The organism is Pokkaliibacter plantistimulans, assembly GCF_003194385.1.
Lineage (GTDB): Bacteria > Pseudomonadota > Gammaproteobacteria > Pseudomonadales > Balneatricaceae > Pokkaliibacter > Pokkaliibacter plantistimulans.
In genome coordinates this window covers 13,049-35,578 of sequence record NZ_LAPT01000006.1, presented here as the reverse complement: position 1 = coordinate 35,578, position 22,530 = coordinate 13,049, and the positions used below count along the sequence as shown (strand labels likewise).

Annotated in this window: 18 protein-coding genes; 16 read left to right on the top strand and 2 right to left on the bottom strand. The window is 54.1% G+C overall.

What is annotated here, in order from left to right:
• Positions 1-144: 144 nt before the first annotated feature.
• Both WH50_RS02245 and hexR read right to left on the bottom strand, forming a co-directional pair.
• The gene (locus WH50_RS02245; RefSeq protein ID WP_104153289.1) at positions 145-339 is read right to left on the bottom strand and encodes a PA3496 family putative envelope integrity protein; all 195 of its coding nucleotides are present in this window, start codon (positions 337-339) and stop codon (positions 145-147) included.
• A gap of 618 nt (positions 340-957) precedes the next feature.
• The gene (gene hexR, locus WH50_RS02240; protein ID WP_243409958.1) at positions 958-1,830 is read right to left on the bottom strand and encodes a transcriptional regulator HexR; all 873 of its coding nucleotides are present in this window, start codon (positions 1,828-1,830) and stop codon (positions 958-960) included.
• 289 nt (positions 1,831-2,119) lie between these two features.
• On the opposite strand from hexR, the gene WH50_RS02235 reads away from it, so the two are divergent.
• The 16 genes from WH50_RS02235 (at position 2,120) to WH50_RS02160 (ending at position 22,523) form a co-directional block, all read left to right on the top strand.
• Entirely contained in the window at positions 2,120-3,208 is a 1,089-nt protein-coding gene (locus tag WH50_RS02235) for a TRAP transporter substrate-binding protein (protein ID WP_207780137.1), read from the top strand.
• 770 nt (positions 3,209-3,978) lie between these two features.
• Entirely contained in the window at positions 3,979-4,716 is a 738-nt protein-coding gene (locus WH50_RS02230; RefSeq protein WP_110185832.1) for a sugar transferase, read from the top strand.
• A 1-nt stretch (position 4,717) separates the two neighbouring features.
• Positions 4,718-5,365 (top strand): CpsD/CapB family tyrosine-protein kinase, encoded by a 648-nt coding sequence (locus WH50_RS02225; RefSeq protein ID WP_110185831.1) that lies wholly within the window; start codon positions 4,718-4,720, stop codon positions 5,363-5,365.
• Between the two features lie 15 nt (positions 5,366-5,380).
• Complete coding sequence (locus tag WH50_RS02220; RefSeq protein ID WP_110185830.1) at positions 5,381-6,382, top strand: polysaccharide biosynthesis/export family protein; 1,002 nt, start codon at positions 5,381-5,383, stop codon at positions 6,380-6,382.
• 9 nt (positions 6,383-6,391) lie between these two features.
• Positions 6,392-7,960, top strand: coding sequence for a GumC family protein (locus WH50_RS02215; RefSeq protein WP_110185829.1), 1,569 nt, complete (start codon positions 6,392-6,394; stop codon positions 7,958-7,960).
• Entirely contained in the window at positions 7,933-9,036 is a 1,104-nt protein-coding gene (locus WH50_RS02210; protein WP_110185828.1) for a glycosyltransferase family 4 protein, read from the top strand. Before WH50_RS02215 ends, WH50_RS02210 begins: the two co-directional genes overlap by 28 nt.
• Complete coding sequence (locus tag WH50_RS02205; protein WP_165838276.1) at positions 9,033-10,412, top strand: O-antigen ligase family protein; 1,380 nt, start codon at positions 9,033-9,035, stop codon at positions 10,410-10,412. The genes WH50_RS02210 and WH50_RS02205 overlap by 4 nt, the downstream gene beginning before the upstream one ends.
• Positions 10,409-11,371 carry a glycosyltransferase gene (locus tag WH50_RS02200; protein ID WP_110185826.1) on the top strand — a complete coding sequence of 321 codons (963 nt, stop codon included), beginning with the start codon at positions 10,409-10,411 and terminating at the stop codon, positions 11,369-11,371. Before WH50_RS02205 ends, WH50_RS02200 begins: the two co-directional genes overlap by 4 nt.
• Complete coding sequence (locus tag WH50_RS02195; protein ID WP_110185825.1) at positions 11,364-12,500, top strand: glycosyltransferase; 1,137 nt, start codon at positions 11,364-11,366, stop codon at positions 12,498-12,500. The genes WH50_RS02200 and WH50_RS02195 overlap by 8 nt, the downstream gene beginning before the upstream one ends.
• Positions 12,501-12,511: 11 nt before the next feature.
• Entirely contained in the window at positions 12,512-13,519 is a 1,008-nt protein-coding gene (locus WH50_RS02190) for a polysaccharide deacetylase family protein (protein WP_110185840.1), read from the top strand.
• A gap of 101 nt (positions 13,520-13,620) precedes the next feature.
• Complete coding sequence (locus WH50_RS02185; RefSeq protein ID WP_133251217.1) at positions 13,621-15,615, top strand: hypothetical protein; 1,995 nt, start codon at positions 13,621-13,623, stop codon at positions 15,613-15,615.
• Between the two features lie 45 nt (positions 15,616-15,660).
• The gene (locus WH50_RS02180) at positions 15,661-17,619 is read left to right on the top strand and encodes a hypothetical protein (protein ID WP_133251216.1); all 1,959 of its coding nucleotides are present in this window, start codon (positions 15,661-15,663) and stop codon (positions 17,617-17,619) included.
• Positions 17,616-18,320 carry a GNAT family N-acetyltransferase gene (locus WH50_RS02175; RefSeq protein ID WP_110185822.1) on the top strand — a complete coding sequence of 235 codons (705 nt, stop codon included), beginning with the start codon at positions 17,616-17,618 and terminating at the stop codon, positions 18,318-18,320. Before WH50_RS02180 ends, WH50_RS02175 begins: the two co-directional genes overlap by 4 nt.
• Positions 18,317-19,429: a GNAT family N-acetyltransferase gene (locus tag WH50_RS02170; protein WP_110185821.1), complete on the top strand. Its 1,113-nt coding sequence runs from the start codon at positions 18,317-18,319 to the stop codon at positions 19,427-19,429. Before WH50_RS02175 ends, WH50_RS02170 begins: the two co-directional genes overlap by 4 nt.
• Before the next feature lie 78 nt (positions 19,430-19,507).
• Entirely contained in the window at positions 19,508-20,392 is an 885-nt protein-coding gene (locus WH50_RS02165) for a glycosyltransferase family 2 protein (protein ID WP_110185820.1), read from the top strand.
• Positions 20,393-20,462: 70 nt separating this feature from the next.
• The gene (locus WH50_RS02160) at positions 20,463-22,523 is read left to right on the top strand and encodes an acyltransferase family protein (RefSeq protein WP_110185819.1); all 2,061 of its coding nucleotides are present in this window, start codon (positions 20,463-20,465) and stop codon (positions 22,521-22,523) included.
• Positions 22,524-22,530 lie beyond the last annotated feature (7 nt).

The window sequence follows — 22,530 nt, the reverse complement described above, 5'->3', positions numbered from 1 at the left end:
TGAGTTTTCCTATCAGGAGTCAATATAAAGAAGCAATAAACCAGGCAGGGCGTTGGCAGTCTTGTCAGAGGTAATGCACAGATAACGGGGAGGTGGCAGGCGCCCTGACCACGCAGCAGCGCCTGGCAAAGACCTCAGCGACGACTATTCGTCGAAGCAATAAAGGGCCGCGGCTTTGGCCAGATCCTTTTCCTCGCGCAGTTTTTCGATGGTACGACGGGCAAGCAGGGATTTGCGGGTCATGAACTTCTGTTTTTCCTGGCGTGCATCACGCTCCAGGTTCGCATAGATGTCAAAAAGCTGAGCCTGAACTTCGACAAGACGCTCTGACTGTTGCATAGACATGCCTCCTTAACATTGTTATATGCCCAGCACGTCTGACTCGATATGGCGCGGCGAAACCCGTCGGCGGTAGTTTTGCTCCAGCAGATAACGTCTTTCTTTGCCCCGTTCCGGTACAGCAGGAGCACCCACGCCCCAAAACTGTGAACACCGGTCATAAGCATCCGGACATATCCCGGGCAACACTCTAATGCTGTCTGCCGATCGCCAGCTTCACCTCATCCAGGGTCAGTTGCTGGTTCAGTAGATAACTGCTGCAGTAGCTGATAGTTAAGACGCTTAATCGCACAAAACCCTGTTCTGCGTTGCTGACGTTTATTCCACCGTGGGAAACACGTCGGCATGTAACAGTACAGTCGATGCACAGTATGTATATGCAAGATGTCAGCCACGTTACATGATCAGCAATTAATCAGCTTTCTTGTAACAAGGTAAATAATCAGGACGTACGCCATCCGCATAGCAAAACGGCAAATGGCGCTGGACGGGATGTCTGCAACAATCTGGAGGCCGGGAAAGAAAGCAAGCGAATCAACGCAGTAGCAGCGTCGCTGTGCTTCCATAGGTAACACCATCAGGAAGCAAGACAGGGTTTTCCTCGGAGTGGGCCCGCGGTCAGTCTTTCTTGATCGGGCGCCGGTCATTGACGCGCAGCGAGCGCAAGCCACGGCGAATGGTCTTCAGATGATCAATCAGCGTCGGGCCATGACGCATGGCGACCCCAACGGCCAGCACATCCATTACCACCAGATGGGCCACACGCGAGGACATCAGGGTATTGAGATCCTTGTCTTCGGCCAGATCGATATGAATGGCGATATCAGCCAGATCCGCCAGAGGGGTGTTGCCCGGACACAGGGTGATCACCGTAGCGCCGGAGTCCCGCACCAGACGGATGGAATGCAGTAAATCCTTGGTTCGCCCGGTCTGGGAGATCGCCAGCACCACATCCTGCTCGCCCAGTGTCAGGGCAGAAATCGTCTGCATATGCGGATCAGACAGCGCCGTGGATGACACCATCAGGCGATAAAACTTGTGCTGGGCATCCGCCGCCACCGCCGCCGAGGCACCAAAGCCCCAGAACTCCACACGACGCGCCTGTGCCATGGCATCGATGGCCTGCTCCAGCGTGTCGGGATCAAGGCTGTCACGCACATTGATCAGGTTGCCGACCGTGGACTCGAAGATCTTGTGTTTGAACTCTTTGACCGTGTCGGAGTTATTGAGGGAGAACTGCTCGAAATTGGTATTACTCGCCAGTACCTGTGCCAGACACAGCTTGAAATCCTGAAAGCCATCAAAATTGAGTGCCCGGCAAAAGCGCACCACCGTCGGCTCACTGACCTTGGCCTGCGCCGCCAGATCAACGATACGCATATGGATCGCTTCATGCGGCTGTGCGAGCACGTAATCGGCGACCTTTTGCTCCGATTTGCGCATTTGTGGCTTGCTTTCAGCGATGTGCTTGAGAAGATTTGGATGCTGCAAGGGTCTGTTCCTGGCCGTAATCCCTAGTGTCGGTATTATACACAAAGCCCCCCTGACGTAAGGCGCCGATGTCGAGGGATTGTCAGTCCAATAGTCAGATTGCAGGCATGCATATGCCATGCTACTTTTCAGAACGTGACTATTTGTCCGTCGAGAGACAGTTGCAGGAAGTCAGGGCGCGCAGCGAGCCGCCGACCATTTGCACCGGCAACCTCTGCGTTCACTGCCTCACTCGTTTCCCGCAATAAGTTTCTACAACGATAATAACTGGACTATAAGGGAGATCCCCGTGAAACGTCGCGAGTTAATTAAAGCCCTTGGCGTGGGCGCAGCTGCTGGTGTTGTTGCCAGTGGTGCCAAAGCTGACGATAAGAAAGTCTACAAATGGAAAATGGTGACCACCTGGCCGAAGAACTTCCCGGGCCTGGGTACTGGCGCGAACTATCTGGCCGAACTGATTGGCAAGATGACCAACGGCCAGGTACAGGTAAAAGTGTATGGCGCCAACGAACTGGTCGGCGCACTGGAAATCTTCGATGCGGTCTCTCGCGGCACAGCCGAGATGGGTCACGGAGCCTCTTACTACTGGAAAGGCAAATCTCCTGCTGCCCAGTTCTTCGCTGCCGTTCCCTTCGGTCTGAACGCACAGGAAATGAACTCCTGGCTGTACCACGGTGGTGGTATGGATCTGTGGAAAGAAGTCTATGCCCCCTTCGGGCTGGTTCCCACCGCCGCAGGTAACACTGGCGTGCAGATGGGCGGCTGGTTCAACAAGGAAATCAACAGCGTTGAAGACCTGAAAGGTCTGAAAATGCGTATCCCTGGCCTGGGTGGCGAAGTCATCAAGCGTGCAGGCGGGACTCCGGTTCTGCTGCCCGGCGGTGAAATCTTCCCCTCACTGCAGTCTGGAGCTATCGATGCCACCGAATGGGTTGGCCCCTACAACGATATGGCTTTCGGCCTGCATAAAGCAGCCAAGTTCTACTACTATCCCGGCTGGCATGAGCCAGGTACCACACTGGAGTGCTTCATTAACCAGAAAGCACTGGAAGAGTTGCCCAAAGAGCTGCAGGAACTGGTACTGAATGCCTCGCGCATCGCCAACCAGGACATGCTGGCGGAACTGACGGCAAAAAATAATGCTGCACTGCAGGAACTGGTAGAGAAGAACAACGTTCAGCTGCGTCGCTTCCCCAAAGACGTTATGGCCGAGCTCAAGCGGCTGTCTGACGAAGTGGTCGCCGATGAGGCGAAACTTGATCCCGTTACGAAGAAAGTCTACGACTCTTTCGTTGCTTTCCGTGAGCAAGCCATCAAGTGGCACGCCGTGTCAGAACAGGCCTATCTGAACGCCCGTTCACCTGACACCATCGGTTAATTGAAAACCGGTGCCAGTACGCAAGCGCTGGCACCGCCGCCCTCCGCAACATTCCCCAGCCTCCACGATGACCGGATAAGAATGCGCCTTCTTGTCGGTATTGTTCCCCGCTGCACTGCATCTTGCCTTTACGGTCGTTTAGATACGGTCTATATCCTTTCTAGGGGTGTGAACGGTAGTCAGGCTTGGACCATCCGCCATCATTACGACACTTCGATAATGAGCTCACCGGGTTAGTCATACTGTGGTGCGCGAATTGCTTGTGTGTTGAACGTGCCCAGAGACAGGATCGCAGCTTGATGTGCTAAAAAATCTGATCACATAAAAATCAGACCGGGGCCATCTGACCAGCGTCAGTAGAAGGATGTTTTTGCAAAGCAAAACTTACATTAAAAAACATAAAAACACATACAAACTTATTTATTAGCACTTAAGCATTCAAAGCTGGACATCCATCTAATCGATTTGAATAATAGCCAGCGCTTAGTATTGCCCTTAATTCATGACTCTTGTTCACATCGTATTCGCTGACGCCCTATTAGTTACCCATTTTGGTACTGCTTAAACCGGACATCTATAAGCAAGCATTAAGCACATAAACAATTTTTAATTACTTAAACTTACACAAAAACACATTGAACGCATGCTCAAATGCTTATCGCGTTAATGAAGATATGCAACATGCAGGTGAACAATGTAGTCACTGCCAAGGTGGCACGTGCAGCTGATTGACACGGCACGGCATACCACAACCAGAGAGACGTTCGCTCATGGAAAGACTTGCGAAAGATGCTGATGTTGAGGCTCTGGCCCTGCACAACAAGCGTCGGAACCAAGCACTACGTGAAAAGATTGATAAGGCCATTGAGGATCTGCCGCGAGAACGGCCAGGGTATTGCCCCTGGATACTGTCACGCCGCAAGCGCTATATTGATGCCTCCCTCGCTGCATTGGGCTTGCTGATCCTGTCGCCCGCCCTGCTGGCGATTGCCTTACTGATCAAGCTGACAAGCAAAGGCCCCGTGCTGTTCGTGCAGCAACGTACCGGCTTTCGCGGACGCCGCTTTGGTATGTACAAATTCCGCACCATGGTGGTCAATGCCGAAGAACTGAAGGAATCACTGCGCCATCTGAACAAGCACGGCCCCCATTCAGTGGACTTCAAAGTCGATAAGGATCCACGCATTACCTCCATCGGCCGTTGGTTGCGCTGCACCAGCCTTGATGAGCTACCCAATCTGATCAATGTTGTGAAGGGGCAGATGCGTCTGGTCGGCCCCCGCCCAACTTCCTTTGATGCCCTGCGTTATCAGGATCATCATCTGGTAAGACTCAACGCCTATCCTGGTATCACCGGCTTGTGGCAAATTTCTGGCAGAAGCAATGTCGACTTTGACGAGCGCGTGCTGCTGGATCTGGCCTATATCAGCAAACAGAGCCCTTGGCTGGATTTTAAGATCCTTCTAAAGACCCCGATTAAAGTCATCAGTGGACACGGAGCAGGCTGATATGAATGGCAACAGCCGTATGTTGCAACACCTCGCCAAGGCCCCCAGTGAGATCAACCTGGTCTCGACCATGCTGGACCCGGCACAACAGGTATTTCTGCTCACCTCTGCTGGCAGTCAAAGCGGCACCACCACCAGCGCCGTCACCTTGGCCAATCAGCTGGCCAAGGCATCTATGGGCCAGGTACTACTGATTGATGCCAGCCTTTCTGCTACCAGTCTTACCCAGCAGTCAGACCTGCGCCGCGCGCCTGGTCTGCTGGAACTGCTGGAGAACCAGACCAGTGAGCAGCTGGCCGCCTCGGTTCTGTCATTTCCCGAGCTGCCCTTTCATCTGCTGCCGTTAGGGCAGCGCACCGCTCAGTCCGAACAGCTGATGCAGGAGAAGACCAGTCAGCTACTGAGCCTGCTCAAACGCCACTTCCGTTTTATCGTCATTGATGCAGATGCGGTCTACGCCTCAGCCGATACACTGATATTCAGCTCACTGGTTGATGGCGTGATTCTGGTCATAGGCGCTGAGGAAACCCGCTGGGAAGTAGCGCAGGCAGCCACCCATCGCCTGACTCAGAACGGCGCCCATATCCTGGGTACGGTATTTAACCGACGCAAATATTACATGCCGAAATGGCTGTACGATCAGCTGTAACTACGGAGCTCGACAATGCGTTTTACCTTGGCAGTACTACTGTTGTCCGCAGCCATGGCGGGCTGTTCAAGTCGGCCGGAGCTTATCTCCATGCCGGTATCTACTCCTACAGCGGATACCACGCTATCTGAGACATTGCCAGTCGAGCAGATACTGCGACCACAGGATGTTTTTGACGTTATTTATCACTTCAGCAATGAGTCAGCACAGGCTTACCGTATTGAAGCCGGTGATCAGGTCGAGCTGAGCTTCCTGACCGCCCCCAACCTGAGTGGCTCGCGGCTGGTGATGCCGGATGGCACCATTCCCCTCCCCTACGTGGGCTCGCTGCTGGTTGCAGGCTTAACCGTAGAAAAAGCCAAGGATGCCGTACAGCTGGCCTATTCACGGGTACTGCAGCGGCCTGATGTATCTCTGGCCGTATCTCGCCCTCAAACCGAGCTGGAAAATTTGCGTCAGACCCTGACCACACCCGGACAAGGTATGACCCGTAGCGTCACCGTCAGCAATGACGGCTATGCCAGCTTCCCACTAATCGGCAACATTCCTGTACGGGGGCTGACCCTGTCCAAACTACATAGCCGGGTTAATGATCTCTATCACCAGCGCAACAGCCAAATCAGTGTAGATGTCGTGCTACGCTCCACTGTAGCCAATGAGGTTTTCGTCATGGGCGAAGTACAGCAGCCTGGCGCCTACCCGATCCAACGACCGGTCTCTGTGCTAGAAGCGCTGTCGCTGGCCAGAGGCGCTACGATAGGAGCTCAGCTGGACTCGGTAGTAATCATGCGCCGAACTGGCGATAAGGTAGAGGCCCGGGTCTACAACGCCAAGGATGTCATGGCGGGGAAGGCTGCACAGTTTGCCTACCTGCAGCCTGATGACCTGCTCTATGTACCCAAGACCAAGCTGGTGGCTGCCGCACAGCTGACCCGCCAACTGGCGGATGTCATCCTGTTCTCCGGGCTGAACTTCGGCTTGTCCTACAGTCTGTCTGATGACAACAGCAATAACTAAGGTGCTCTCGTGAATACGTCAGAAAACCATTTGCACGAGTTTCTGCGGATCTTTTTCGCCAACAAGCGACTGATCAAGCGCACCTTTATCTACATGGCAGTTCTGGTACTGATCCTGCCTGCCTTCATCAAGGAGTCGTACGACATCTCTGCACAGGTTGTGGTGCAGTCGAAAAAACTTTCCCAGGCTGATGCCAGCACTTCCTTGAATGCCGATACCGATAAGTTCGTGCCACCGACACTGGCCGACATGGAAACGGAAAGCACCATGCTGCGCTCACCAGGGCTGATGCGTAAAACCATTGAGCAGATGTTGCAGGAAGGCTATTTCGCTCCCGAAGACAGCCTGCTCAATACCTGGGTCAAGCAGCCACTGAAAAACTATGTCATTACCCCCCTGAAAACGTTGATCGGAAGTAATGCGGAAAAGCGTGATACCCGGGTAGAAAACCTGACCGAGATGATGCTGAACTCGCTCAATGTAGTCACTCTGCCGGGCTCCAACGTGGTGTCTGTTACCTACTCGTCATCGGATCCGACGTTAGCCGTCGATCTGGTCAATCGCCTGCTCGACAACTACATGAGCATCCGTCAGGAAATGCAGTCCGCCGAAATGCCTTCGGCCTTCTATGAACAGAAGCGCAGCCAGTACCAGAAGCAGTTGCAACACCTGCAGCAACAGCGGCTGGATCTACTGCGGGACTACAATGTATCAGACCCGGCAGTCGAAATTTCTTTCAATCTGCAGGCCATTAACAGCGAAGAACAGGCGCTTAGCGGCCTGAACGACCGCCTGCTGGAAAGCCAGCACTGGCTGAGTTACCTGCAAAAAAATCTGGACGCCATGAAGAAGGCCGACCTCACCCAGGCCGCCTTTCCCTATACCTTCAGTAGTACACAAAACGGCCTGACCTACGATGATGCCGAGATTCGCCAGCTGACCACCCTGCTTACCACCCAGATCAACGAGTATGGCGACACCACTGCCACCTTTAAATCCGGTAGCTTGCCCGTCAAGCAGCAGAGTGACCAAATACAGCGCACCCGCAATCAGTTGCTGAAAGTTATCGCCAACCGTATTGATGAGCGGCAAAACGATATAAGAGTGATGCAGGATGTGGTGACGCAGAAAACCTCACGTGTTGCGTCCTATAAAGAGCGCATTCACAAACTGCAGGATGTACAGACGCAACTGGATCGGCTGACCACCGACCTCAACGCCCTGCAGACAGTGTATGCCGCCTATACCCAACGTTTCGAGGAAAGCCGCACGCAGCAGGTGCTGGATGATCAGAATGCATCCAATGCCAAGATTCTTAGTCGACCCTTTATTCCTACCCAGCCGTCTACACCGGGAGCTCTCAAGGTCATCATCTCTGGTCTGATCGCGGCCGCCTTCCTGTCCCTGGCGCTGGGTTATATTCGCGAATTCTTCGATCATCGCTTCAAGCATCCGGCGCAAGTGCAAGGTAAGCTGCAGTTGCCCGTTCTACTAGTCATCAATGATCAGACACCGGCGGAAGTCAACCCGCACAAACGTGGCAGCATCAAATGGCTCAGGTACTGGACGAGCCACTGATGAACCTGCCCACTGTCATGCATCTGATAAGCAGCCGCGAATTCTACGGCGCCGAACGGATGTTACTGGACCACTGCCTGACCACCCCAGGCCACCACCGGGTGGTGTTGATTCAGGGGCCTGACGCCCTGCGCCAGCGCTTTACTGCTGCAGGCGTAGACTGTAGCAGTTGCGCAAACTTTGCCAGCTGGCGTCAGCTGTTGCAGCAGATGCCCGATGCCCCCTGCATCATCAATGCCCATAACTTCAAAGCCCAGGTGTGGGCCTGGCTATCGGGCGTGCTCGACCGCCAGCCGGTGATATTTACTCAGCATGGTTTCACCCCCCGTAGCCGCAAACAGCGGCTGTATACCTGGGCCAGCCTGCAGATGTGCAAGTTCCCCTGGATAAAACGGGCAGTATGTGTCGCGGACAGCGTGGCACGCATCCATACTGCCCATCGGGTCCAGTCACAGAAGCTGACAGTCATCCCCAATGGCATGCATGCTCCTGATCAGCCGCCAGCAACGCGCCGCCGCCTCGGCCCAACCAGCCTGATTGGTTTTGTCGGACGCCTGAGTGGCGAGAAAGGCCCCGACCTGTTTCTGGATGCCCTGATCCCGTTGTGCCAGACATACCCTCAGCTACGCGCCGTCATGCTCGGCGAGGGCCCAGAGCAGAGCCGCCTGGAGGAGCGTATCAAGGCGCAACAACTACAGGCACAGATCACCCTGCCCGGTTACCAGCAGGATATGGTCTCATGGTTGCAACGACTGGATATTCTGGTGATCAGTTCACGCACCGAAGGTACACCCATGATATTGCTGGAGGCGATGGCCGCCGGTCTGCCAGTCGTCTCTTTTGCCGTAGGAGGGATTCCCGATGTGCTTGACGATGGCCACAGTGGCCTGCTGGCACCGGCGCTGGATACGCAGACTCTGCAACAGCACCTGACCACCCTACTGGAGCGGCCAGAACTAGGACCACACTTAGCCCAGTCAGCCTTTACCGTATTAAAACAGCGCTATGACCTGCCTGAGCTGGTCAAACAATGGAGTGCGGTCTATCAGTCTCTCTGCGGGAGCCAGGCCAAGTGATCGCTACCGTCGCGCTGTTCGCCCTGCTGGTGGTGAGTTGCATAGGTATATTGCTCAGCCCTTCACCAGAGCTGGCTCCCATGATTGTCCCCTTACTGGTGGTCATGATAGTCGCTTACAAAAAGCCAGAATGGGTGCTCACCGCTGCATGGCTGAGCCTGCCATTTGAGGGTGCATTTGGTATAGACATCAGTGCCAATAAGTTTCTTGCCCCCCTCTTCGTGATTCTGGTCATGCAATTGGCACTGAAGCAGATATCCTTCAACCAACTGCGCAGTAACCTATGGCTAAGCTTAGGCACGTTTATGCTGTTCTACCTGGTCAGCGTCTGGTACTCGCAGGACAAACCCTTGTCTACCTTTACTACACGAGAGCTGATGCTGAGTCAGATATGCTTTGCCGCTACCATCCTGCTCGCTCCCAGACTGAATCTGACACTTATAGCCAAAGGCTGTGCGCTCGGTGTGGCAGTTACCTACCTGATTGCCGATCCAAGCACCATGATCAACAACCGCGAAGCAGGCTTCACTGGGGATCCGAACTACTATGCCCTGCAGTTGGATGTTGGCATTGTATTTTCTTTGCTGCTTATTGCTTCCAAAACACATTGGTTGGAGCGCCTTTTCTGGCTTGGTGTTGCATGCGTGCTGACAAAGGCACTGATCAGTACCGACTCACGCTCAGGACTGGTAGTTCTGGCTGTTGTGCTACTGGCTTGCCTCTGGCACTACCGCTATGCACTTCATCACTTGCACCCACGTCACTTCGGTTTTGCCTTGCTAGGCCTGGTGATACTGGTGAGTACCATGATCGTTATGGTGCCCGAAAGCTACATCCAACGTATTGAGTCTTTGACCTCATTGGTGTCTGGCCCCAGTGTGGCTCAGGATCCCTCTCTTGGTCGCCGCACCTCATATCTGATCGTAGGCCTGCAGGTCGTCGAGAACCATCCTTTATTCGGCACCGGACCAGGTACCTTTCCGTTGAATTTTGCACGTTCCAGCTACGCCGTAGCTTTTTCTTTTATGCCTGATCGCACCGACCTGTATAGGGCAGCTCACAATACCTATATGCAGATGGCCGCAGAAGCGGGCCTGCCTGCAGTGATCGCTTTTGTGGGTCTGTTTATCCTCGCATTTCGCAACTACTACCTTGCCCGGCGATATTTTTTGCAGCTTGGACAGCAGCATCAAGCTAACCTGATGACCCACTTCGGTCTCGCCCTGATGGTGACCATGTTTTTCCTCATGTTTTTAAGTATTCAAGACCATAAATACATCTGGTTTTTGCTGGCACTTTCCAGCTTTGGCCTCCGCTGCAGCCAAGGTCATGTTGTTCCCCCCTATATATCTTCCCCACCGACAAATCAGCCATGACCCTAGTTAGCATCATCATCCCCATGTATAACGAGGCACGCCATATCGAGCGAACGCTGCGGGCAGCGCGCCTTGCGGCAGATCATGCAGGGATCTGTTGTGAACTGCTGGTGATGGACAATGGCTCGCAGGATAACGGCCCGGCTCTGGCTGCTGCCCTGGGTGCCAGCGTCATCAGTTACCCTGGCATCGTCGTTGGTGCACTACGCAACCGGGGGATTGCCGCTGCCAGCGGTGATTATCTGGCGTTTTTAGATGCCGATATTGAAGTCCCCCTGGACTGGCTGGCACTCAGTCTCGACGCCATAGCTCATCAGCAAGGCGACATGGTAGCCCTCTCGCTGACCACCCCCGCTGCGGCTCCCTGGTTTGCCCACACATGGCAGGCGCGCAATCACCTTACCCACGTCCCCGTGCGCGATATGCAGTGGCTGTCGGTCTGCAATGTCGTTCTGAAACGGGAGTGGATCAGTAAAGCAGGGGGCTTCGATGAACAATTGCAGAGCGGCGAAGACAAAGAGTTCAGCCTGCGCCTGCGTAAGGCCGGGGCAAAGCTCATCTGCCTGACCCATCCGCCAGCGCTGCACTGGGGTTATGAAGGCAGCTGGCGGGAATGGATTGGTAAGGAGCTATGGCGTCAAGGGAGCAATGTGCAACTACTGCAGCAGGAGCGCCAATGGCGTGTACTGCGGTTCCCTCTGCTGTCGATCCTGTGCTGGCTGCTGACACTTTATGGAGTGCTGGGTTGTATCTGGGGGAATACCTGGTCTGGCCTGCCTGCTCTCAGCATGAGCCTGGCCCTGCCATTACTGCTGAGCCTGCGCCAGACGCGCTGGCACCGAGACCCATTACTGACGCTAAGACTGTGGCCCCTGCACTGGCTTCGTCTGCATCTGGCAGCCGTCGCTTTATTGCTGGGACTGATCCGCTACCAGGCAAGGAGGCCGGAACGTGGCTGAGATTATTTTTTGGCTGAGCCTGCTGATTCCTTTCTATGCCTATATCGGCTTTCCCCTGGGACTCGCCATGATGGCAGCATTCAAGCCTCGGCAAATCGCCCTGGCACCACACCCTCAGTCCATCAGCATCATTGTTGCTGCCCATAATGAAGAGCGGCACATTGAGGGCAAGATCAAGAGCCTGCTGGAGCAAGACTATCTCCCTTCTGCGCGGCAGATCATTATTGCCAGCGACGGCTCTACAGACGACACCATTGCCCTGGCCCGGACATTCAATCATCCCGATATTCTGCTGCTGGACCTACCCAGACAAGGCAAACAAGCCACATTAAACACTGCCGTACAGTACGCCTCTGGTGATGTGTTGGTGTTTACCGATGCAGACAATCAGTGGTTTCCCTCTACGCTGGGAGCGCTGATGGCACCGTTCAGTGACACAGCCGTGGGCGCCACCGGAGGGAATATGATCATCTCCAAACCCGGCCATGCGCTGAGTCAGGGCGACAGCCTCTACCGCCGCTACGAGGCCTGGATACGCAGGGCGGAAAACCAGACCGGCTGTACCGTCGCATTGGATGGAGCCCTATTGGCTATCCGCCGATCACTATTTCAAGCTATTCCTTCCGACGTGAATGATGACTTCTTTATCAGCACCTGTGCCCCTGCAGCGGGCAAGCGCCTTGTCTATGTGGATGCAGCCAAAGTCCTTGATGAAGGCGTGGACGAAACCAACAAGCAATTCAGTCGTCGGCTCAGAGTCACGCTGGGCGGCCTGCAAAGCCTGGCCTGTCGTAAACAATTGATGAATCCACTGCGATTTGGCGGCTATGCGGTGGCACTGCTCAGCCACAAGCTGATACGCCGTCTGGCTCCTTTGTTATTGATTCCTCTCATACTTAGTAATCTTGCCCTGTGGCAACACCATGGTTTTTATCAAACCGCCCTACTCTGTCAAATAGCGGCCTATGCTGTGGCAATCGTCGGATTACTGGACCATACCAAGCGACTCCCCAAGCCTTTTCGACTGGCAGGCTATACCCTGATCTCACTGTCTGGAATGGCCATTGCGGTGATCCAGTTTATCTTTGGCAAACGCCTGAAAATGTGGAATCCACAGCAGAATAGATGAGGCATCTCACCATGCTAAAACGCGCCTTGAAGATGGCTGCTGGCGCTCTCTACTTGCGCTCGGGCTCAGGTAAACAGGCTCTGGCCGACCGTGCTGTGATCCTGATGCTACATCGCGTGGTGGAGAGTGATGAAGCTGCCTCCCTACCTCATCGCAACGAACTATGTGTTGGTCAGCACAGCTTTGATCGTCTGCTCGGCTGGCTAAAACGGCATTTCGACATTTGTGAGCTGGAGCCGCTGCTGACCACTCCTTCCTCCTCTGATCGACCGCGTCTGGCGCTGACCTTTGATGATGGCTGGCATGACAATGCCACCCTGGCCTTCCCCATATTGCAACGACATCAGGTGCCCGCCAGCATTTTCCTTTCCACCGACTTTATAGGCACCAGGCAAGGGTTCTGGTGGGAAAGTATTGGGGAAACCCTGTGGGGGAGTTTCGGCTTAGCCGCGATCGACAGCTTACTGCCACGGCTGGCCGCCTCCGGTAAACCTGTACCTGAGCTCCTGAGGTCGATGCCACAAAATGCAGACCGAAGCCGCCTGGTTATGCGCTATCTAGCCAGCCTTAAAGACCTGCCTGCACCGACCTTACAAGCTCTGGCAGACAGCTGCCCGCTGTCGGACCCGCCGCAGGCCATGAGCTGGGCTCAGGTCACCGAGCTTGAACAGAGTGGCCTGATTCGCTTTGGTGCCCATGGAGCGAGTCACGCCTTGCTCGACTGCTTGTCACCATCGCAACTGCAACAAGACATCAGCCGCAGCCTGGCAGCCATTGCCAGCCACTGCGAGCAACCACTGCCGATATATTGCTATCCCAATGGCAATTACAGCGCCTCAGTCACGGCCTGTATTCAACAGCATGCCCTGCCTTTTGCACTGAGCACTCGAGCGGGGATCTACAGCGCTCAATCCTCAATGCCTTATGGTCTGCCCCGTATAGGGATCAGCCAGGCGGTGGCAGCCGCACCCGCTCTGCTAGGCTGGCGAATCCAACAAGCTGGCCGACCTCATCACTAACCCAAGGAGCCATCAAACAACCAAAGGACCTCCCCTCTTCCAGACGCTGAGTTAAAAAGCACTATTCAGGAATGTGAACAAGGATCTAAGGACGTTACTCAATGGAACTGCAATACAACAAATCCCAGCTCTTTAAACGCTCATTGCTAACCTTTGCCATTGCCATTGGCTCTTCTGCTAGTTGGGCAGCCCCCTTAAATTGGAACAGTCTCAGAGAAGGGACTTTTTATCTTTTTCCACAAGGTACTACAGATCTGCAACTCTCATGGGAGGACGCCGTAGGCCGTGCATCTCAAGATGAAGATCATGTTTACCTGTTAAACCGCCGAGGTGCTCTCAGTCAGTCGTGGATACTTGGGACTGATAAAACTAATGGCTCCGATACCGCCGTTTTAAACGACAAGGGGCCTTATCAGTTAGAAATAACCGGATATTCTGCTCGTCGTTTTTCTGTAGTCAGTAATAGCAGCAACATTGTGCTACAACCACCCAAAGGCCGGTACTTCATGGATACCAGTCAGACTGATGCCGAACTGTATTTCAAAGTTAAAGCCAACGAGCAAGCTAAGCTAGGCGGAAAGTACTACAGGGGGATTACGGCTCTGGAGGCAGTCCGCCTGTCGGACAATAAAAAGGTCACCCTGACTCTCAACCAGTCCTATCAATATGGCTATCAGTATGATTTGGCTGATCTACCCACCAGCAGTAGTGATCAGCTATGGAAACTGACCTTAAAGGGTCAAGGAGGCAGACCTGCATTCTGGCTGGATGGTACTAATAACTATTTTGCTCAGAATACTGCCGCACTAGATGAGGACATCAATCTCTACACAGTTGGCACTGTGGGTTTAACATTGAACAACACTGTATTAGGAAATACACCTCTGCTAGGTCTGTACGGTTATTACTATGACACACCAAATAAAGCCAATAACCCACCCTCGGCAGCACTTGCTGAAATCTTGAAAACCAAACCAAAAGTTATTTCTCAATATGCAATCTATGATTCGTTGACACGAGATCCATCACGTATGGACGCTCCACTAGCACAATACAAAGCAGATGGCGTTGAGCAAACAATTACCCTAATTTCAGGTAGCGGAAGAGATGGATCTACCAGTATTACTGAAGATAATGGTGATATCCGAACCGGCATCAGTAAATGGCTGGATGCTATCGTGCGGGCAAACTACCCCGGCCCTCACTATCTGGCCATTGCTGATGAGCCAAACTTCCGTTATCCCGACTATGCGACTTTTGAAAAAGCCGTTGTCAGCCTGTCCGAATTTATCAACAACTACCCTGGCGCCCGTCAGGCAGGGGTTCGAGTGATAGCTCCTGCCAGCTCACGCTTTACCGAAACGCCACCAACAACACTGGATGTTAAAAGTACCGAACGACGAGGTGTGCAGTGGGCAGCACAACTACTAAAAAGCTACCCCTCAACGTTAGATGCACTGGCATGGCATGAATGGATGGTCTACGACCTGCTGGATACCCGTCGCTATCGCACCGAAGTACAAACAGCAGCCAGTCTGGTTGGCAAAAAAACCGATGGGTCACCACGTATTCCCCTACTAATCGATCAGACCAATATCGGCCCCGGTAACAGTACCAGCGACTACGAACAAAATACGTTGTTTGCAGCGATGTGGTGGGCTTCTGCTGTCATCAACGCGTCTCAGGATGGTTTGCTATCCGCCTTTAGCTTTTTCCCCGGCGTCGATGATACCAACCATCACAAAGGTATTATGACCAGCGATTTTCAGCTACGTCCGGTTGGATATGCCCAGCAGTTTGTCGCTAAACACTGGCTGACTAAGGTGCAGAAGCTCAACAATGATGCTTTTGAGGTGGATGCCATGGCCATGTCGGACGGGGCACAACGCCGCATTCTGGGTGTCAATAAGGCCCCCTACCGAGTACAGAATGTCACTTTGGGTGGAACTGGTGTGCCCTGCAACAACAGCTCACTCAAGCTGACGGTATTTAACAAATGGGGTGAGTACGAGCGCAGCACCAGCTGCAGTAATGGCAAGGTCACCTTTACTGTACCCGGCGAAACGATTTTTGCACTGTCATGGACGGCTCAGTAATCGCACGAATGATTTAGTCTTGTTAAGGAATGAGGGGAGATAGCGATGAACATAAGAAGGCTGAGACTACTGCAGTTGTGCATAGCTACAATCTTAGTTATCAGCAACCTTGCTCACGCCTCCCCCCTGCCCTGGAGCAATCTGCGTGCCGTGCAGCTGTATATCTTTCCTGCAGCAGCGACGACATTGCAGATTGACTGGCGTGCTGCCTGGCTGGCTGATGCCAATCAGGACCGCCTTTTTGTACTGGATGCCCAAGGCCAGTTGCTGGATGAGCAGACGCTGGACGCAGGCAATGCCAATGGTTCACACACCACGTCACTGACCGGTCAGGGGCCCTATCAGGTTGTAATCCCTGGTTATTCCTTCCGTAACTTCCGACTGGCCGCGCCGCAGTCCGCCATTCTGTTGCAGCCCTCCAAGGTACATTTCTCACTGACAGCAGAGCAACGCAACAGTGAACTCTACTTCCAGACCAAGGCAGGCGAACAGGCGATACTGGGCGGCAAATATCAGGACAAAGGTATCAGTGCTTACAGCCTGCGGCGGTTGTCCGATGGGAAGCAGCTGCAACTACCACTGAGCCAAACCCTGCAGCGCGGTTTTCAGTATGACCGTCTGCCCCTCCCCGTCAGCCAGCAGCGGGAGGTCTGGCAGCTCACTCTGAATGGTACGGGTAAGGCCGCGTTCTGGCTGGATGGCACCGCCAATCTGTTCGCCCAGTCACCGGGTGACCTGCGCGATGTCAACTTCGCGACTGGCCAGGTCAGCCTGACGCTGGGCACGCACGCCAACGGTAAAACCCCCAAACTAGGGTTCTATGACTTCAATGCCAGCCAGCTACCCCGCGCTATGCTGCAGTCTCTGGCAGCGCTGAAACCGCGCTTTCTGGGAGCCTATAGTTTCTATGATGCCCTCAACCGTGATCCATTCCGCCAGGATGACAATATGCAGACCCTGCAAAGAATGGGCATGGAAGACAGCGTCACCCTCCTGGCAGGCACAGGGATGAACGGAGCACAAAGAGGCAGGCTGGATGCAACAGATGATGTCAAACGCGGCCTGGCTGCCTGGCTCAATATGCGTATCCGCCTGCAGAATGGCGGCCTGCACTATATCAGCTTCGCCGATGAACCGAACAACGTATACCCTGACTATGCCAGCTATGAACGCTACTTCCGCCAGATGGCCCAGTTTGTTCGCAGTTATCCCGGCGCATATGAGGCAGGAGTGCGTATTGCAGCACCTGCCAGTGCCAACTTCGTCAACACACCTTTCAGTGATGGGGCGGCTCAGCGCAAAGGTATTGACTGGGCCCGTCAGCTGCTCGCCGATAATCCTGGGCTGGTCGATGCGGTCGCCTGGCATGAGTGGGATCACTCCAAAGATCTGCTAGCTACTCGCTGGTATCGCCATTCGGTACAACAGGCAGCACAACTGGTTGGTAGTCATCCTGATGGCAGCGCCCGTCTGCCGTTATATATAGACCAGACCAATATTGGCTCAGGCAATAGCACCAGCCCCTATCAGCAGGATACCTTTTATGCAGATCTCTGGTGGACATCGGTGGTGATCAACAGTGCCATGGACGGCAAACTCTCTGGGCTTGCCTGGTTTCTGACAGTCGATGATGACAACCATCACAAGGGCATTGTGGGTTTTGACAACGGCCAGTTCACTCTTCGCCCGGTTGCCAGAGCCATGGCCTTTATCAACCGATTCTGGAAACCCATCACCCTGCCTCTGCAGAACAGTGCCTTTGAGGTGGATGCCATGGCCATGACTGACAATCGCAGTATCAGCATTCTTGCAGTGAATAAAGCTGCACGCATGCAGCACGTCACTCTGCCAAGCAAGTCGTTATGTGCGAATACTTCATTAAACCTGACAATCCTCACTGTCGAGGGTGAAACTTCTGGCCACTTCGTCTGCCGTCAGGGTCAACTGAGCTTTACGGTTCCTCCACAGAGCCTGTTTGCTCTGCACTGGAATAACGCACCATGAATCTGTTGTCCTTGCTAAAGAAGTCCTATCAGAAAGGCTTGTTTGGCACTGTACGTTTTGTTTTTCAGCGATTTATTCTTCAGCGCTGGCAGCTGGTATGGCTGGAGCGCAGCCTGGCCATGCCCATGCCAGCACGCATTATCTGGTCAGGCGAACACATGCGTCTGTCAGCCTCCACGTTGACCGTACTGTCCCGGCACTTTCCACGCCATATCACTGTAGCTGAAGACTTTTTATCCAATGGATTGCATGGTTATGCCGCCGTGGATGAACAGGGTGATGCGATTGCATTCGCCTGGGTAGCAGATGGCGACTACTACGATCCTCATCTCTATCACTGCTGGCTACGTGTACCCACGGATGCGGTCTATCTGGTCTATGGTGAGGTGGCAAAAAAGCTGCGCGGCTCAGGGCTGGCACTACTGCTGCACTATGTCTTTGCAGACTGCCACCAACGTGGCTATCAACGTGCTCAGGCCGTTGTTGACCTGTCCAATCTACGCTCCCTGACCTTCTGCCTGGGTATCGGCTTTCACGAAACAGGGCTTATGCAGCAGGTGTACTGCCTTGCTCATCACTTTTATTTCAGCCGCAGGCAACCCTACCAGGGCCAGCGGTTCGCGCATCTCATAAAACCCACACGCAAGCGGGCGCTATCAGCCTGTGCAGCAGTTGACGACAGCGGAGCGCCTTACCAATGACCTATCGCCTGCAATGGCTGACGTCCTTTCACGACACGCACTTTCCGACAGCGGACTATGTCAGTCTCTACCAATACTTGCCCCATGCCACCCCGTACAACCATCTGGCATGGCTCACTGCTGCCGAAGATGCGCTCACCGCAGATACTCAGCTGGCCATTCTGCTGATCTGGCAGACCACCCAGCTGGTAGGCTGCTTGCCGCTGATCCGTCGTCGCGAGCAGCAAAAGGGTTTGCATTTTATGGTAGTCCGCCATTTGGGCTTTCCCATGAGTGACCGCATCGGCCTGATGCTGAAGGAAGAGGCTGCCGAGGCTGCGCCGCTTATACTCACCGCCATCCAGCAGCACTTACCCTATGCACTGCTGCAATTGAATGAGGTCACCGCTGAAAGCGGTGAAGCCGTGTTTCGGCAGTGGGGTCAATGTAGTTGCTACTGGGAACAACGGCTGATATGTCATGCCCCGGAACATGCCATCACCGCCGCTGATCGCGAGGAAATCAGCGGCGATGCCCGCTACAAGTTGCGCCGTGCTCGCAAACGCACTGCTGCTCTGGGGGCGGAGATCATCTGCCTGCAACCCGATGAACACAGTATCGACAGCATTCTTGAACAGATAAGCCAGGTGGAACTGGCCAGCTGGAAAGGTACCGAGGAGGTTGGCGTATTCTGTAGTGATCACGCCCAGTGGATGAAACAGGCCTTCCGACAGTTAGCCAAGGCAGGTCTGGTGAGCGTGATCGCCCTGCAACACGAAGGCCGATACATCAGCTACCGTATCGGCCCCCTGGATAAGGGGCGTATCTATGATTTCAATCTGGCCTTTCACCCGGACCATGCCGCGCTTGGTAGTGGTCGCCTGTTACTGGATGAGTGGATTCGCTGGGGTCTGGAACAGGGAGTGCAGTGGCTGGATGCATCACGCGTCAGTATGAAGTCCAATCATCAGCTGCATGAGCGGATGACCAACACCATTACCCACTATCGCTGGAGCTTCTATTCCTACAGACCCGCAGGGATAGTGCTGAGTCTGATGTATCGGCTGTGGAATACTTACAAACAGCGCAAACAACCGTCTACCCAATCAGGCAGCATAGATGCCCACTGATCGCCGTTATCCTTTCGTAGCAACGTTAGAGGCCTTTTTCTCCACCTCTGCGGCTGCGCCTAACCTGAGCCACATGCAATGAATACAGTAGTAGTTTGTCAGGATAAGTCCGGCAGCTTTCATTTACGCCCTGCCACCACGGGCAGTGACGCAGCCGCCCCATTTTTCAGTGTCATCATGGGTGCCTACAACGCCGAAGCCACCCTGGCCGCCAGCCTTGATTCATTGCTACAGCAAAGCTTTACCGACTTTGAGATTATCGTGATCAATGACGGCTCCAGCGACGGCACTGAGGCATTACTGGCCGACTATGCCGCACGGGACTCCCGGGTAAGTTATGTCAATCAGGACAATCGGGGGCTCACCAAGTCGCTCAACCGTGCCATTCGCCTTGCACGTGGGCAGTACCTGGTGAGACAAGATGCCGATGATGACAGCCATCCTGAGCGTCTTGCCGCCCTATTTGAAGGCTGTGCCACACGACCGGATGTGCTGTTTTCACAAGCCATCATCATTGATCAGCAGCAGCGCCATATTGCAACTATTCCCTTCCTTCACCACCTGCGTCAGGTCGACAGCGTAATCAAGTATGGCAATATTTTTGCCCATGGCACCCTGGCGTTCAGGGCCGACCTGCTGAAGGCCGAAGGCTATGATGAGCAGTTTCGCTACGCTCAGGACTACGAGTTGATATTACGGCTATTGCAGCAGGGGCGGCGTTTCTTCTCCGTAAACCAGCCACTGTATACCTTCTATATCCGTGAAGGCTCCATCGGCAATGCCAGGTCTGCCCAACAAACCGCTCTGGCTCGTCTGGCCTTGCGCAAGCATCGCGGTACGGACCGCTATATGATTGTTGGCAAACCCCGATGGATACGCGGTCTGCTGAAACTGCTCGCCTACGCCGAGCTGTGGTTACGCAATCAACTACCCCGACACGACCGCATAGAAAATCTGCCATAACAGGCACATGCCTGCTCCAAACATGTACTAACAAAACGATTCGCCCCACAGTTGCAAGGAACGTAAACGAATGGACTCGAGGCTTCGGACACCCGCCACCGAAGGCACCCCCATACCTGCGTCACACCCAGTCTATCTGCCCCATGTCGATGGACTGCGTGCCATTGCCGTACTGGCTGTGGTGATCTTCCATGCCTTTCCCCCTTTATTGCCAGGAGGCTTTGTCGGTGTTGACATATTCTTTGTCATCTCTGGCTATCTGATCACCGGCATCCTGCTGAACGACATCAGGCAACAGCGCTTTAGCATCCAGCGCTTCTATCGCAAGCGGATACTGCGCATTTTCCCTGCACTGCTGGCTGTCCTGGTCAGTGTGTTGCTGTTCGGCTGGTTCGTATTGTTCAACCCTGAATTCCGTCAGCTGGGGCTGCATATCCTCAGTGCCGGGGGGTTCGTCCAGAACCTGACGCTCTGGCATGAGAGCGGTTATTTCGACAACGCCTCCATCGCCAAACCCTTGCTCCATCTGTGGAGTCTGGCTATCGAAGAGCAGTTCTATATTGTATGGCCACTACTGCTGGTGATGGTCGGCCTGCGCACCAGGGCGCTGTTCCTGCTGCTGCTATGCAGTGGACTGAGCTCAATGCTGCTCGGCATCTACTATGTATTCAGCGACAGTACTGCTGCCTACTACTCGCCCCTCAGTCGTGCCTGGGAGTTGTTAGTGGGTGCAGCACTGGCAAGTATTCAACACCACCGATCTGCCCGCCTGCAGTATTGGCAGCAACAACGTTGGCTGGCCAACGGAGCTGTGCTATTGGGACTACTGCTGATTAGTGGGGCACTGGCTGTACTGAACAAAGACAGTGCTTTTCCCGGCTATTGGGCACTGCTACCCACCCTGGGCGCTGCACTATTGATCGTTTTCGGCCAGCACAGCCACATTGGCCGTCTACTATTGAGCCAACCCGGCATGGTCTATCTCGGCCTGATCAGCTACCCGCTCTATTTATGGCACTGGCCGCTGCTGTCCTTCGGCCGCATTATCAAACCTTTCCATGGCAACAAACTGACGCTGCTGCTACTGGCTCTGGCAGTATTTCTGGCAGTACTGACCTACCACCTGCTGGAGCGCCCGCTGCAACGCCAGGTTAGACAAAATGGCAGCCGTCGGCCGTTACAATACCTGGTGGTAGCCATGATAGGTGCAGTTTGCCTGGGAGCATTGAGCTACCAGCACACACTGGCACCACGCCTGCAGCAGGTAGTCGTGCCAGAGAAGAATGAATGGGATTTTCTCCGAACCACCGTCAGTCACTTTGACAGCACCGGCATTGGTATATATCGCCTGCCTGGGCAATCTGCCGATACAGTGCTGTATCTGGGGGACTCACAGCTGGCGCAGTACGCCGAGCGCGTTCACCGGGTGCAGTCAACCCAGCCCAACAGCCTGAGCGCCATTTTTGCTGTAGGCGGGGGTTGCATCCCTATCAGACAAGCATTTACCGATGAATTGAATCGCCAGGGCTGCTGGGAGCTGCGCAAACAGGGTTTCGCGATGGCCAGTGATCCCGCCATCAAGCGCGTGGTCATCGGCGGGGCATGGCACTGGTATCTGCTCAACAGTCCCTACTACCTGCAGCAACAAGGCAGCCGCATCAACGTCAGCACTGATGCTGGTCGTCTCGCAGCACTTAGTCAGCTGGGCCAGGATATTCGCTATTTCCAACAGCTGGGCAAGGAGGTCTATCTGGTGCTGGGCAATCCCATCAGTCAGGAACTCAGCCCCTTTACTTCTGGTGTGAGGCTGCTACCCGCCAACCGCTCGGCCACCCAACCCCTCTTACTAATTGATACCGCACAGCAACAGTTGCATCAGGATCTACTGAGGATAGCGGAACAGTTCGGCGCCAGGGTTATCGATCCCTATGAAGTCGCGTGCCCGGATAACTCTTGCCCCCGAGTCACCACCTCAGGTTTACCGATTTTCAAGGATCATGCCCACTTCAACCCGGATTGGACAGTAAACAATGCGCAATTCATGGATAGCAGTATTTTGACCACGACATCCGCGGATGCCGTTGTAAAGCAACTTTTACTGTCACCTGGTAATAAGCAAAGCGCCAACTAAACGAAGA

Bases quoted from the DNA above. Each gene is read 5' to 3' on its own strand.
- WH50_RS02190 (WP_110185840.1), top strand. From the start codon at position 12,512: ATGCTAAAACGCGCCTTGAAGATGGCTGCTGGCGCTCTCTACTTGCGC.
- WH50_RS02200 (WP_110185826.1), top strand. From the start codon at position 10,409: ATGACCCTAGTTAGCATCATCATCCCCATGTATAACGAGGCACGCCAT.
- WH50_RS02185 (WP_133251217.1), top strand. From the start codon at position 13,621: ATGGAACTGCAATACAACAAATCCCAGCTCTTTAAACGCTCATTGCTA.
- WH50_RS02230 (WP_110185832.1), top strand. From the start codon at position 3,979: ATGGAAAGACTTGCGAAAGATGCTGATGTTGAGGCTCTGGCCCTGCAC.
- WH50_RS02225 (WP_110185831.1), top strand. From the start codon at position 4,718: ATGAATGGCAACAGCCGTATGTTGCAACACCTCGCCAAGGCCCCCAGT.
- WH50_RS02245 (WP_104153289.1), bottom strand. From the start codon at position 339: ATGCAACAGTCAGAGCGTCTTGTCGAAGTTCAGGCTCAGCTTTTTGAC.
- WH50_RS02170 (WP_110185821.1), top strand. From the start codon at position 18,317: ATGACCTATCGCCTGCAATGGCTGACGTCCTTTCACGACACGCACTTT.
- WH50_RS02180 (WP_133251216.1), top strand. From the start codon at position 15,661: ATGAACATAAGAAGGCTGAGACTACTGCAGTTGTGCATAGCTACAATC.
- WH50_RS02165 (WP_110185820.1), top strand. From the start codon at position 19,508: ATGAATACAGTAGTAGTTTGTCAGGATAAGTCCGGCAGCTTTCATTTA.
- WH50_RS02210 (WP_110185828.1), top strand. From the start codon at position 7,933: ATGGCTCAGGTACTGGACGAGCCACTGATGAACCTGCCCACTGTCATG.
- WH50_RS02160 (WP_110185819.1), top strand. From the start codon at position 20,463: ATGGACTCGAGGCTTCGGACACCCGCCACCGAAGGCACCCCCATACCT.
- WH50_RS02220 (WP_110185830.1), top strand. From the start codon at position 5,381: ATGCGTTTTACCTTGGCAGTACTACTGTTGTCCGCAGCCATGGCGGGC.
- WH50_RS02175 (WP_110185822.1), top strand. From the start codon at position 17,616: ATGAATCTGTTGTCCTTGCTAAAGAAGTCCTATCAGAAAGGCTTGTTT.